The sequence below is a fragment of the Myxosarcina sp. GI1(2024) genome (genome assembly GCF_053543375.1).
The window spans coordinates 376,798-390,282 of sequence record NZ_JBKGTY010000001.1; the positions used below are offsets into that span (position 1 = coordinate 376,798).

15 protein-coding genes are annotated in these 13,485 nt (G+C 42.0%); 11 read left to right on the forward strand and 4 right to left on the reverse strand.

All coding sequences use genetic code 11. From position 1 onward, the window contains the following. Positions 1-192: 192 nt before the first annotated feature. Both pta and pdxH read right to left on the reverse strand, forming a co-directional pair. Positions 193-2,322, reverse strand: a complete 2,130-nt coding sequence (gene pta / locus ACLFKQ_RS01910; protein WP_448998226.1) for a phosphate acetyltransferase — start codon at positions 2,320-2,322, stop codon at positions 193-195. Positions 2,323-2,380: 58 nt separating this feature from the next. Next, positions 2,381-3,022 (reverse strand): pyridoxamine 5'-phosphate oxidase, encoded by a 642-nt coding sequence (pdxH, locus tag ACLFKQ_RS01915; protein WP_448998227.1) that lies wholly within the window; start codon positions 3,020-3,022, stop codon positions 2,381-2,383. 278 nt (positions 3,023-3,300) lie between these two features. Here pdxH and ACLFKQ_RS01920 point away from each other — a divergent pair, with 278 nt between their 5' ends. The 9 genes from ACLFKQ_RS01920 to ACLFKQ_RS01960 all read left to right on the forward strand — a co-directional run bounded on the left by ACLFKQ_RS01920 (position 3,301) and on the right by ACLFKQ_RS01960 (position 9,541). Then, positions 3,301-3,561, forward strand: coding sequence for a DUF7219 family protein (locus ACLFKQ_RS01920; RefSeq protein ID WP_448998228.1), 261 nt, complete (start codon positions 3,301-3,303; stop codon positions 3,559-3,561). A 13-nt stretch (positions 3,562-3,574) separates the two neighbouring features. Then, on the forward strand, positions 3,575-4,570 hold the full coding sequence (locus ACLFKQ_RS01925) for a CHAD domain-containing protein (protein ID WP_448998229.1): 996 nt from the start codon (positions 3,575-3,577) through the stop codon (positions 4,568-4,570). Between the two features lie 26 nt (positions 4,571-4,596). Beyond that, a complete protein-coding gene (locus tag ACLFKQ_RS01930; RefSeq protein ID WP_448998230.1) occupies positions 4,597-5,424 on the forward strand; it encodes a DUF6544 family protein in 828 nt (275 codons plus the stop codon). Between the two features lie 103 nt (positions 5,425-5,527). Beyond that, on the forward strand, positions 5,528-6,244 hold the full coding sequence (hoxU, locus tag ACLFKQ_RS01935; protein WP_448998231.1) for a bidirectional hydrogenase complex protein HoxU: 717 nt from the start codon (positions 5,528-5,530) through the stop codon (positions 6,242-6,244). Between the two features lie 50 nt (positions 6,245-6,294). Continuing rightward, the gene (locus ACLFKQ_RS01940; RefSeq protein ID WP_448998232.1) at positions 6,295-6,855 is read left to right on the forward strand and encodes a DUF3122 domain-containing protein; all 561 of its coding nucleotides are present in this window, start codon (positions 6,295-6,297) and stop codon (positions 6,853-6,855) included. An 18-nt stretch (positions 6,856-6,873) separates the two neighbouring features. Beyond that, positions 6,874-7,416, forward strand: coding sequence for an NADH-quinone oxidoreductase subunit B family protein (locus ACLFKQ_RS01945; protein ID WP_448998233.1), 543 nt, complete (start codon positions 6,874-6,876; stop codon positions 7,414-7,416). 455 nt (positions 7,417-7,871) lie between these two features. Further along, complete coding sequence (locus ACLFKQ_RS01950; RefSeq protein WP_448998234.1) at positions 7,872-8,573, forward strand: MBL fold metallo-hydrolase; 702 nt, start codon at positions 7,872-7,874, stop codon at positions 8,571-8,573. A 48-nt stretch (positions 8,574-8,621) separates the two neighbouring features. After that, entirely contained in the window at positions 8,622-9,209 is a 588-nt protein-coding gene (locus ACLFKQ_RS01955) for a DUF2808 domain-containing protein (protein ID WP_448998235.1), read from the forward strand. 125 nt (positions 9,210-9,334) lie between these two features. After that, complete coding sequence (locus ACLFKQ_RS01960) at positions 9,335-9,541, forward strand: hypothetical protein (RefSeq protein WP_448998236.1); 207 nt, start codon at positions 9,335-9,337, stop codon at positions 9,539-9,541. A 150-nt stretch (positions 9,542-9,691) separates the two neighbouring features. Here ACLFKQ_RS01960 and ACLFKQ_RS01965 read toward each other — a convergent pair whose 3' ends face one another. Further along, entirely contained in the window at positions 9,692-9,841 is a 150-nt protein-coding gene (locus ACLFKQ_RS01965; protein WP_448998237.1) for a hypothetical protein, read from the reverse strand. 366 nt (positions 9,842-10,207) lie between these two features. Between ACLFKQ_RS01965 and ACLFKQ_RS01970 the strand changes: the two genes are divergently transcribed. Beyond that, entirely contained in the window at positions 10,208-11,143 is a 936-nt protein-coding gene (locus tag ACLFKQ_RS01970; RefSeq protein ID WP_448998238.1) for a phosphoribulokinase, read from the forward strand. A gap of 36 nt (positions 11,144-11,179) precedes the next feature. Here the strand turns inward: ACLFKQ_RS01970 and ACLFKQ_RS01975 are convergent, their stop codons facing one another. Then, a complete protein-coding gene (locus ACLFKQ_RS01975; protein ID WP_448998239.1) occupies positions 11,180-11,464 on the reverse strand; it encodes a hypothetical protein in 285 nt (94 codons plus the stop codon). 169 nt (positions 11,465-11,633) lie between these two features. Here ACLFKQ_RS01975 and ACLFKQ_RS01980 point away from each other — a divergent pair, with 169 nt between their 5' ends. Further along, entirely contained in the window at positions 11,634-13,466 is a 1,833-nt protein-coding gene (locus tag ACLFKQ_RS01980) for an ArnT family glycosyltransferase (RefSeq protein ID WP_448998240.1), read from the forward strand. Positions 13,467-13,485 lie beyond the last annotated feature (19 nt).

Sequence of the window (13,485 nt, forward strand, 5' to 3'; positions counted from 1 at the left end):
CCAATTGCGGTCTACTTATATTTTAAGAAAGGGAATCAGATTTTTGAGCAACGACGGAGGTCTTTAATTGCTGAGGAAGCAAGAGGCTTACAAGGGGGCGAGGCGACCGAGTCGTACCGACTTGCTTCGCAACCGCCCCACAGCCCCTCCTCAGTAACCGCCTCCTTCTCAATCGCAGCGCTGGATTTTACATCATCCAGCGACCGATTGAGTCTGAATGGCAGTAATGGCTACTGTATTGATGATATCCTCAATAGTACAACCGCGACTCAAGTCGTTGACTGGTTTGTTGAGACCTTGAAGAATCGGACCGATGGCGATCGCGTCAGTTTCTCTTTGGACGGCTTTATAGGTATTGTTTCCGGTATTTAAATCGGGAAAAATTAGCACCGAAGCTCGACCTGCAACTTGAGATTCGGGCATTTTCTGCGAACCAACGTTTAGATCTACAGCCGCATCATACTGAATTGGTCCTTCAATTTTTAAATCTGGTCGTCGCTGACGAGCGATCGCCGTAGCGGTTCTGACTTTTTCTACTTGTTCTCCTTGACCGGAAGTGCCAGAAGAGTAGGATAAGAGAGCGACTTTGGGTTCGATTCCGAAGGATGTAGCCGTATCTGCCGAGGAAATGGCGATTTCTGCTAACTGTTCGGCATTGGGATTGGGATTAACCGCACAATCACCATAAACTAGAACTCGGTCTTCAAGACACATAAAAAAGACAGAAGAAACTAGAGAACAACCCGGTTTGGTTTTAATTAACTGCAAAGCTGGTCTGAGAGTATGGGGAGTAGCATGGACTGCACCGGATATCATGCCATCAGCATCCCCAGCATAGACCATCATCGTTCCAAAATAAGAGACATCCAGTAGATATTCACGAACCACTTCTGGAGTCGCCCCTTTGTGCTTTCTCAGTTGATAAAATTGTTCCACATAAGTCTCAAATTTATCTGCCGTAGCCGGCTCGATAATTTTTAGCTGGTTAAGGTCTAAGGAAATACCATTTCGATTGACAATTTGCTCGATTTTTCCTGGCTTACCTAGAAGAATCAAGTCTACAATCCCTCGATTTAACAGAAATGCCGCCGCTCGCAGAATTCTAATTTCTTCGCCTTCTGGAAGCACGATGCGCCGCTTTTGAGACTTAGCTTGCTGCAATAAATTGTAAGTAAACATTTTGGGAGTAATTCCCGTGACTTGAATCGTATTAATTTCTTCTTCCAATCTGCTCAAATCGACGTAATCATCAAAGAGATTGATACTCAAAGTAATTTTCTCGCGATCGACTTTGACGCTACCCTCTGGCGAATCGCTAGCTATTAGGGAAGTATGAATCTGCTTGACTAACTCAGAAGTTTCATAAGTATTAGTGGGGACAGAGAGAATCGGGAAAGGATCGTAAAGACCGTCAATCAGTTTTCTAATCGATCGATCTGGTTGTAAGTCACCGGAAAGTAAAATGCCCGATAAATGAGGATAGTTAACAGATTGATGCGCCTGTAGCAACCCGACGATAATATCGCTACGATCGCCCGGAGTAATTACCAAACTACTTTCTTTCAGCCTGGTAATGGCGTTTTCTAATCGCATCGCAGCAATTACATAATCGAGCACCAAGTTATCTAATCGATCGTGTCCGTACAAAACTTCAGCTTGAAGTTGTTGGGCGATTTCTCTTACTCTGGGACTACTGAGTTTGGGTTCGTAAGGGATCGCTGCCAGTAAATAATTTTTCTTGCCAAATTGTTTTTCTAGGGCAATTGACAGTTGTGACAGCACTTCGGCATCGGCTTTATTGAAAACTATGCCAACAACTTGACATTCCCTGGCTAAATAAGATTCGAGAGATAGCTTCACAGGTGCGATCGCTTCTGAAACGCTGCGGCGATTGGCGTTGCCTAAAATAAGAATCGGACAACCTAAATTTTTGACAATTTCTGTATTGAGATCGAATTCAAAAGCCGATACTTGCCCGAGATAATCGGAACCTTCGCACAAAATAAAATCGTAGTTTGGCTCCAAATCCTTATACTTAAAAATAATTTTGTCCAAGATTTTGTCATATTTACCGCGATCGATTAATTCCTGAACTTCCTCGACATACAAGCCAAAGGCTCGCTCGTATTCTTGGTTTAAGCCAAAATAACTCAAAATTAAATTAATGTCTTCATCTGGCTTACCTAAAGGCTGTTTTCTAATTACGGGTCGAAAGAAAGCCACCCGGTTGGTTTTTCTAAGAATTAGTTCGAGAATGCCCAAAGAAATGAGAGCTTTGCCACTTCCCGATTCAGTGGTACTAATGTAAAGAGAACTAGACATAAGGAATTAGGGTAATCTGGTTAGTCGTTAGGCGCTATGGGTTCTCCTCAGCGATAACTTAAGGAGCTAATCTGTGAATTTCCCAAGCAGATTCAACATCTGAGTAGGTATATAAAAAGCGGTCGTGTAGTCGATTGGGTCTGCCTTGCCAAAATTCAAAACTATGAGGCACGACTCGATAACCACCCCAAGCAGAAGGCAAAGGAATTTCGCGATCACCAAACTTGCGTTTCATCTCGTCAAATTTCATCTCTAGCATCTGGCGAGAAGAGATTACCTTACTTTGTTGCGAACACCAGGCTCCGATTTGACTACCTCTGGGACGAGTGGCAAAATATTTCAGAGATTCGGCAGTAGAAATTTGAATGGCTTTTCCAGAGATTTGTACTTGACGTTCTAAGGCTGCCCAGAAAAACAACAGCGAAACCTGGGGATTGTCTGCGATTTGGCGTGCTTTGCGGCTTTCGTAGTTAGTAAAAAAAACCAATCCCTGGCGATCGAAATATTTCAACAGTACCATCCGTTGTAAAGGCTCACCAGTAGCTGAAACTGTTGCCAAACACATGGCATTGGGTTCTGGTAACTCCGCAGTACATGCTTGTTGAAACCACAGTTCGAATTGCCGAACGGGATCGGCATTGAGCCGTTCTCTGGTTAAACCTTCTAAAGTATATTCTCTTCTTAAATCGCCAATATTCATTTGTTTGTAGATGGTTGGTGATTTGCTAGCCTGGACTACTAAACTGTCACGAGTTCCTCAAGTTATTTATCTATTCTAAAATTGAGAATATACCCCGATGGGATCGAGAGCGTAATCTAAAGTGTAACGGGCGAGTATCTCGATCTAGTTTTAATTAATATATTCTTTGCGATCTAATTATGAAGCTTACCGGCTTGATAAATAAAATTCAGTAATGGGTCTGGTTAGTGTTTAATCTTTAATAGTGAAGGTTATTTAATCGATCCGAGGTAAATAAAATGACAGAAGAATTTGACAGCAGCAAAGAAAGTTTTTTATATTCTATTGGCAACTATTATGGCGATTTGACTCCTGAAAGACTAGTTTTTAATGCCAACTTACAACAGTTCGCTCAGCAGGTGTCTTATCTTTGCGGTTTAGAAGCCAATGGTAAAATGTCTGCTGAAGATACCTACGAAGAAATTAAAAAATTTTGGAAACAGCTCAAAAGATCCAAAAAAGAACTTTTAGACAAAACTAAATTTACCGCCGAAGAGTAAGCACATATTGCAGATGATTGACAAAGATAACGCCGTCACTTTAAAAGAATGGGCACATATTGCGATCGCCAAACACACTAATAAAATTCTCAAATCCGAAGCTGGAGTCATCCAAGATAAAGATCCCGAAGACTTACATCAAATGCGAGTAGGAATGCGGCGTTTGCGTAGTGCGATCGCTGGTTTTAAAATTGCTTTAGACCTACCCAAAGCAGTAAGTGAAAAAAAGATCGCTAAGGTAGGACGTTTTCTAGGAAACCTCAGAGATTTAGATGTTTTACTCGCTGGGTTGAAAGATAACTATCGACCGCTATTACCAGCAGCAGAGCAAAAAAGCTTAGATAAAGTTTTAAAATCTCTCCATAAACAACGTCAACAGGAACTACTCCAGGTTGGCGAAACTCTCAACAGCAAACTTTATCTCAATCTCAAGCAAGGGCTAGAAAATTGGTTAGAACAGCCCGCATATCAAACCATAGGTGACTTTTCAATTTATCCCGTATTGCCAGATTTGCTTTTACCCCAAATCGCTCAATTTTTACTTCATCCTGGTTGGTTAGTAGGAGTAAAACTCAAAGAGGGAGAGGTGCAATTTCCCGAGATACCAAACGCCAAGGCAGTAGAGCAACTCTTAGAACGAGAAGAACCCATTCTCCACGATTTGCGCAAATTAGCCAAAAAAACTCGCTACAATCTCGAACTATTCGAGGGATTTTACGATGCTAGCTATCGAGATTACCTAGAGAAAATAGTACACATCCAAGAAGTTCTCGGTCAAATTCAAGATTGTTACGTCTTGAGAGAAGTGTTAGAAAAAGTCTCAAAATCATCCCTTGCCCATAAAATGCCCCAACTAGCAACTCTACTAACCCAAACTCGCGATCGCAAATGGCAAGAATGGTCGATTTTACAACGACAATTTCTCGAAGATAAAACCAGAATAGAACTCAGACAGATCGTACAACAACCGAGGGTCGAAAAAAACAAGGAACTAGCAACTAGCAACTAGCGATCTACTCTTTACGGTAGAACGAAATGAATATTTTATGGTTTATCATTGCCGGCGCGATCGCAATTTTATTAACTTTCTTATTGATTCGGGTAAGATACGATCGCTCAATCGATAACATCTGGCATTCGTTCAAATCTCAGCCAACCGATACTGTTTTTACTGAAGATACGATCGCTGAGTTAGACGAACCAGTACGAAGATATTTTTTACACGCTATTAAACCCGGAACCCAATTAGCTACTCATGTCGAACTGGAAATGAGCGGTAGTTTTCGACTCAAACCCGATGCAGACTGGCTACCGATGAAAGCATGGCAAATCATTTCTAGATTGCCTGGTTTTGTCTGGAAAGCAAACATTGGCAAAGGCTTACTCAACTTCAGCGGTGCAGATTACTACAGTCAGGGCAAAGGTAGAATAAGATTTTCTTTATGGGGCTTAATTCCCATAGCAAATGCTCGGAGTAAAGAGATCGATCGCTCCAGTGCTGGTAGATTGGGGGGCGAATACTCTCTTTGGTTACCTTCGGCTCTATTACCTCAAAACGGTGTAGCTTGGCAAGCTATTTCTGATAATACGATCCGGACTAATTTTAACGTAGACAACGAACCAATCACCCTAACTTTAACTATCGATTCTGAGGGTAAACTTTTAACTATTTCTTTGCCCCGTTGGGTAAACAAAACAGAAAATGGTCAATGGCAATATATTCCTTTTGGTGGAGAAGTAAAAGCAGAAAAAACTTTTGACGGATACACTGTTCCTGCGAAAATCATTGCTGGTTATTGGTTTGGCACGGAAAAGTATTGGGCGTTCTTTCAACCGACTATTCAACGAGCGCGATTTTTCTAAACTACTGTAATGGGAGATAGCAATCGCTCTTGACTAACTCTCACAAGTTTCTCAAATTATTAGTTTATAAATAGTCTCAGAGATAATAAATAAACTAAAGACAGTGGCAGTTAAAACCTTAACCATTAACGATCGCTTAGTTAGTGCCAGAGAATCAGAAACTATCTTAGATGCGGCGCGGGATGCAGGTATTCACATTCCTACTCTGTGTTACCTAGAAGGGGTTTCGGAAGTAGGAGCTTGTCGCTTGTGCTTAGTTGAAATTGCTGGTAGCAACAAACTCCAACCTGCCTGTGTCACTCAGGCAGCTGAAGGAATGGAGATTCAAACCAACAGCGAAAGGTTGCAAAAATATCGTCGTACGATTATCGAGTTGCTGTTTGCCGAAGGCAATCATATTTGTGCGGTGTGTGTGGCTAATGGCAATTGTGAGTTACAAGATTTGGCGGTAGAAATGGGGATGGAGCACGTTAGTTTAGCTTATCAGTTTCCCCAACGTACCGTGGATTTATCTCACGATCGCTTTGGTATCGACCATAATCGCTGTGTTCTTTGTACTCGCTGTATTAGAGTTTGCGATGAAATCGAAGGAGCGCACACCTGGGATATGGCGGGAAGAGGACATAATTCTCACGTAATTACCGATCTCAATCGTCCTTGGGGTAATGCTGATAGCTGTACCTCTTGCGGTAAATGCCTCATGGCTTGTCCGACGGGAGCTATCTTTTCTCAAGGTTCGACAGTAGGGGAAATGACTAAGGAAAGAGCGAAGCTGGAATTTATCACCACGGCAAGAAAGAAAAGAGAATGGTTGCCATGAAGTTAATAGTTGGTGGTTAGTTGGCGATTTCGATTTAGGAGGTAGGTAAAATGCTGCGTCATCTTTTACACGATTTAGAATGGATAATTACTTTGGCGATCGTTACTCTAATTTTGTTTTTGATTATTGCCAATCTAACCATTAGACCTGCCATTGCCACTATGACCGAAACAGAAATTGCTCCAGGACAAATACATTGTCGTTCGGAGCGAGTGTTAACCGATGAAGCAGGACATAAATGGCAGGTAATGTTGTTTACTCTCGTTGATTCTCCTCAACTCACCTCTATAAATCTCCGATTATCGGGACTGTCTAGTTCTCTGAAAATCCAGTCTCAAAAACCTCTAGTAATCAAGACCTCAAGCAAACGCTATCAAGCGAACGATATATTTCTGGAAAAATCTCCTCTACCCAGCATTGGACAATACAACTTAAAAAATATCGTCTCAGAATTACCCACTGAAGAACTATTACTAGAATTACCTGTAGAAAATGGCAAATTCGCTCGTCTGCACGTACCCAAATCTCTAGTCAAAGAATGGCAAGAAGTAGCGGCTAAAAATCCTGCTACATTCAAACAACTTCCTTCTGGCTTACAACTTACTTGTTAACAATTTTAACCCAAGAAAATGAATCGAATAAAACTAGCAACAGTATGGCTCGGTGGTTGTTCTGGTTGCCATATGTCTTTTTTAGATTTAGATGAATGGCTGTTCGATCTAGCCGCACGAGTAGATTTAGTTTACAGTCCTTTTGTCGATATTAAAGAATATCCTGAAGGGGTAGATGTGGTCCTAGTAGAAGGTGCGGTAGCTAACGAAGATAATTTGAAACTAATTAAACAAGTACGCGATCGCACTAAACTTCTAATTTCCTTTGGGGACTGTGCGGTTACCGGTAATGTTACGGCATTACGCAATCCTTTAGGCAATCCCGAATTAGTGCTTCAACGTTGCTATCTTGAAGCTACCGATATTCAGCACCAAATACCCAATCAACCGGGTATAGTGCCAAAATTATTAGAGCGAGTACGACCAGTTCATGCTGTAGTTCCAGTCGATCTCTATCTTCCTGGTTGTCCCCCCGATGCTAAGCGAATTCGTGCCGCTTTAGAACCTCTCCTAGAAGGAGAAACCCCAAATTTAACGGGAGAACAAATTAGGTTTGGTTAGGGGCGATCGCAATACTTAGTTTTAAATTACGCAGTTTTTAGCTTGAAGAGTTTACTCTAAAAACAGAGTTGGGTAGACTGATGTCTGCCCAGCTTTCTTATTGACGATATGATACCTTCTCTTAGTTAAAGCAGTGGCGATCGCGCCGTTGGCATCAGTCAAGAGCATATTAACGTCAGTTCGACCAAAGATTTTCCAGAGACAATTGGAAGAAATCGAGCAATTGTTAGAAAGAAAAATATACCTTTTTCCCTTCCCCTTGTGTTTTGCCAATGCAGAAAATTTCTTTACCCTACCCTACATACGGCGATCACAGCTTTTGCAGATCGCTAAATAGCCAAAAATGGCTGACTATAATAAAAATAATCGAGAACGGTCTCACGGGTTCTTCAATTTCTTTTTCTATCCTAAAAGTGAGGCAGAATAAGCCTCTAGTGCTTTGTGGAGGCGACCTTATGTTATTTCGTCAACTGTTTGACAGCGAGTCGAGTACTTACACATATTTATTAGCGGATTTAGAATTAAAAGAAGCAATTTTAGTCGATCCGGTTTTGGAACGAGTCGAACGGGATCTAAAATTAATCCAAGAATTAGGGGTGAGTCTGCGTTACTGTCTCGAAACCCATATTCACGCCGACCATATTACAGGGACGGGTAAACTACGAGAGTTAACTGGCTGTTTGGGTATCGTTCCCGAAAACGCCCGGGCTGATTGTGCCAACCGCCATATTCAGGATGAGGAGACTTTGGAACTAGGAGCAATTATCATCGAAGCGATCGCCACTCCAGGACATACCGATAGCCATATGGCTTATTTGGTCAATGGCGAAAGAGTTTTAACTGGAGATGCTCTGTTTATTCGCGGTTGTGGACGCACTGACTTTCAAAGTGGCGATGCCGGAACGCTTTACGACTCGGTAACCCAAAGACTATTTACTCTGCCCGATGAAACTTTAGTTTATCCCGCCCACGACTACAGAGGACATACCGTTTCCACCATCGGTGAAGAAAAACGCTGCAATCCACGCTTTGCTGGTAGAGAGCGAGCCGACTTTATTAGGTTGATGAACCATCTCGATCTTCCCAATCCTAAAAAAATGATGGAAGCAGTGCCAGCTAATGAATTGTGTGGCAATGTCATTGCCGTAGATAGCTAAGACGATTCAGTTGTACCGGTCGAATTATTTTAAAGGAAGGATAAGCCAATGAACGGGCTGAGATTGACTTTTCAAAGTCTAGGAATTAGTTTTGCATTAGTATTAGGAACGAGTCTATGGGGAATTGGCATTCCCACTACTCGAGCAGTTCAGCTAGCTGATGGAACGGTTGCTTTTGGAGCAGCCCCCCAATTGCTCGATGCTATAACTACTTTTAGAGCCGTCAGCGCGACAGGAGCTAGGTACTATTTCACCTTATTGTTGCCAGAAACAGCAGACGAACCCTTACAAAAGATAGCGATTAATTTGCGTCAAGGCGCAGATGAAATCGACTATCGACTCGAGCGAACGATTGCGGCAATTGGAACGGCGAGAAACCAAAGCGAAAAAATTGCGATCGCCGAAACCACTTTCGACCCAGAAACCGAAACGGTAAACGTAACTTTTGCCGAGCCTATATCTCCTGGTACTACTTTTAGCGTTGGACTCAAGCCGAAACGCAATCCCGATTTCGGCGGTACTTATTTATTCGGCGTTACCGCTTTTCCTGCTGGAGAAAAATCTCAAGGAATGTATTTAGGATCTGCTCGTTTACAGTTCGAACGGGGTGATGATAGCGATCTTGGTTTCCATTAACTTCTGATGAGAAATTGGCTTTGTGAAGTAGTATTGATTTTGAATGCGATTATAACCAGAGAATGATATCTTTCAGGGTCGTCATTGATAGATTAAAAATTAAGTAATGAATTTATTGTCAGCTAATGAACGACTCTTCTTCCAAAGAAACAGAAAATCAACGGTCGACCCCCACTGCATCTGGTGGCAAACAAACCCCTATCGATCCCAGTCAGCGGCGAACCGGACAAGGAACGAATATTAACGTTAGAGGAGAGGCAGAACCGGAAGCTCCCGGTACGGATAATCCTCAAGCAGAAGGCGATCCCAATCAAGGTACAGAAGCTCGTTGATAAATTTCACAGTTAACAGTAAAACTTTTAACAACCGAACTATTACGCCAAAAAAACCAGTCGCATTGAGTTGTGACTGGGTTCAATTTTGGGGGACAGTAGAAGAAAGACGCTGTGTTGCGATCTTTCGAGTGCTAATCTCTCTGCTCATTATTCTTTTTTAGATTTCATATAACTTTCATATAACAATAATACTCCCGTCATTAAAATAGTCAGAGACATAATAAACACCTGGCGACCGGCGATCGCGCTATAAATTGAACTTTGAAGATAGGCGATATAGGAAAAAGCCAGCAACATCAAATCGAAACAGTCACCGCCGGCCGCATACTCGAGACCTTCTCACCCCAATCACGGAGATCGTCACTGCCGCGACTAAAAATAAACCAACACTAATCGGTAAAGATTCAATCACTTTATTATTTGTTTCAATTTTGATTTTTAGTTAAATTTATTACTTTCAAATAAATTGACCTCAAACTAAGCATTAGCTCGATTAACCATACAGAATATTTGCTCGAGCAAGTTTTGCACATCTAGCGCGAGAGAGTCATCGAACTATAAATCAATTGCAGAAATGTTCGCTATTTGTTTTACAATTTTCATCAAATGATTAATATTAGTGATTTTGAGCTTGAGCTTAATACCTTGAGTTAAGGAGAAATTATGAGTGAAAAACCGGTCATTCTCGGCATCGTTGGTGATAGTGCTGCTGGTAAAACTACGTTGACTAAAGGTATTGCTCAGGTATTGGGAACAGAAAATGTAACTATTATCTGTACCGACGATTATCATCGCTACGACCGCCGCCAAAGAGCCGAGAAAGGTATCTCTGCACTTCATCCCGACTGTAACTATCTTGACATTATCGAGCAGCATTTAGCTTTATTGCGATCGGGACAAGCAATTCTCAAGCCAATTTACAATCACTCCACAGGAGCATTCGATCCCCCAGAATACATCCAACCTAGAAAATACGTTATCGTCGAGGGTCTTTTAGGCTATTCAACCCGTGGGATGCGAGAAAATTATGATGTTAAAGTCTATCTAGCACCACCGGAATCTTTACGGGCTTCTTGGAAAGTTAGGCGCGACACTCGCAAACGGGGTTATACCGAAGAACAAGTTCTAGAACAGTTAAGCCGTCGCGAACCAGACTCAGAAGCATTTATCCGTCCCCAACGTCGCTGGGCAGATGCTATAGTTATTTTCTATCCTCCCGACGCCGAATCAAACGAGAATAATTTATTACTCAACGCTAACTTGATCTTGCGCCCCACCATACCTCACCCCAATTTGACGACAATCTTAAATTCGGATGGCAATCATCTGGGTTCGGCAATTCGTTTGGGTTTGGATCGCGATATGGGTAAACCAGTCGATGTCCTCGAAATAGATGGACACGCCACTTTAGAACAGGTTAGAGAATTGGAAAAACTTTTATGTAGAGACGTTCCCTATTTGGGTCAGTTTTGTAGTTTAGAAGGAAATCAAGAGCTAGGCAAAGTTACGGGAACCACGGGCGAAACTCTACAAAGTTATCCTTTAGCTTTGACCCAGTTGTTAATTACCTATCATATGCTCAAAGCCGCTTATAGTTAGGAACCAGTAAAAGAGTGGACTAAAAATGCTCGAGTTCTAGCCTTCCATTCTTTTCCAGCCCATGATTTTGCTACCGACTCGAAAAATAATTGAATTAGCCAGTCCCAATTGAGCATTCGCCTCGCTTAAAAGTTCCGTTTGTTGGCGAGCGAGAGGAAAAAATTGCGGGCAGGTTTCAAGATCGATACACAATACAGTCGAGCGTCCCCAAGGTTCGCGAAAAATTTTACTGTCTTGAGGAAGACATTTAGCTAAAGAGCGAAATTTAGCCAAAGCAATTTTCTCGAAATTGGTACTGGTATACTTAGAAAGCGAATCCATCGGGCAAGCTCCTCAATTCAGTAGCGGCAAAAGCGCCAAATAGCCTTGTTTTTTCTAGATTAACATTTACTATTTAGCCTGGGTTATCCTTAGTATTTATTTAAGAAAACTGATTGTAGCTACTATAGGGTAAAAAAAATAAGTTTTACGCCAGAAGAAAACCAAAAGTATGTTACGAACAAAGAAGTCGGGGAAAACACTAACACAGTGGTGGCGGAAATGGGAACGGTATCCGCTAATCTGTTGGGCGATCGCAATTTTATGGTTAGTGACCATTAGCTGGATTGCCTTTGTCTCGAATTTAGGCAGCACTGGTTTAGTAGATGAAACCGAACCGTTATTTGCTGAGGCGGCTCGTCAAATGACGGTGACGGGTAACTGGATCGTTCCCTATTTCAACGAAGCAACTCGCTTTGATAAACCGCCGTTAATTTATTGGTTCATAGCGATCGCTTACCAACTCAGTGGAGTTAATGAATGGGCGGTGCGACTTCCTTCAGCAATTGCTGCGATCGCGCTAATGTGTCTGGGTTTTCTTACTTTGAAACGTTTTGGTATTTCACCCTGGTCTCTCGGGCAAGCAGAGCGACCAAAAATTCAACGACAATTATGGTTTTCGGCGGCGATTGGTGCGGCTTTAATGAGTCTAAACGTACAAACTATCGTCTGGGGCAGAACGGGTGTTTCCGATATGCTACTGAGTGGCTGTATGGGTTGCGGTTTGCTCTGTTTTTTTTGGGGGTATGTTGCGGAAGCCAAACCCAAAAGTTCGGCTAATGAGGGATGGCAATTTCCCAATAAATGGTATTTGATGTTTTATGTCTTGACAGCCCTCGCCGTACTGACCAAAGGACCGGTGGGAATTGTTTTACCAGGATTGATTATTTTGAGTTTTTTAATTTATGTCAGACGATTGGGGACGGTTTGGCAAGAACTCAAGCTGCTTTGGGGAATCGTAGTTTTTTCGATGATTACTTTACCTTGGTACGTATTAATCTATCTTGAAAATGGCAAGTCCTATCTCAACTCTTTTTTTGGCTATCACAACTTTCAACGCTTTACTGATGTAGTTAACGGACACGATGCACCTTGGTATTTTTACTTCATTATCGTCTTGGCTTTATTTGCCCCTTGGTCGGTATATTTACCTCTAGCTTTAGCTCGGGTTCGCTTTTGGCGACGCAACTTTTGGCACAAACAACCCCGACAAACTCAATTGAGCTTGTTTGCTGCTTGCTGGTTTGTCTGTATCTTTGGCTTTTTTAGTATTTCAGTAACCAAATTACCCAGCTATGTTTTACCTTTAATTCCTGCTGCTGCTATTCTCGTAGCTTTAGTTTGGAGTGAGGCTCTATCTAACTACAAAGTCGAACTAGACTGGGGTTTACTCGTCAGTATCGCACTGAATTTATTACTAACAATTGCCCTTGCGATTGCTTTCTGGTTCAGTCCCGAATTTATTGGCAAAGACCCCGTTATTCCCAATTTAGGAGAAAAAGTTGCTAGAGCCAATCTCCATTGGCGGGGTGTATTGGTTTGGGGGACGATTTCTCTAGCTAGTATCGGCTGTTTGCTGTTAAGGAAATGGCGTTGGCTAATGTTGGTTAATTTAGTTGGTTTTTTAGCTTTTATTAGCTTGGTCTTACAGCCTAGCTATACTTTCGTCGATCGCCTGCGTCAAATGCCACTCCGACAATTAGCGCAAACGATAACTGAAGTTCGACAACCCACAGAAGAATTATGGATGCTGGGCTTTAAAAAACCCAGCTTGGTTTTTTATACTCGAAATTCGGTACGTTTCCTGAAAAATCGCCAAGAGATAGAAAGCTATTTCGCTCAGCCTAATCTTACTAAGCAACAGACTTCTGACATTTTGATTGTCTCTCGCGATCGCGAACTCAGAAAGCTCGAACTCCAACCTCAAGATTATCAAGTATTAGAGTGTCAAGGTGTATATAAACTAATCCGAATTTCTAGCACAAGAATCTTTGACCTTTTATAACTCGAGCGCAATGACGGTG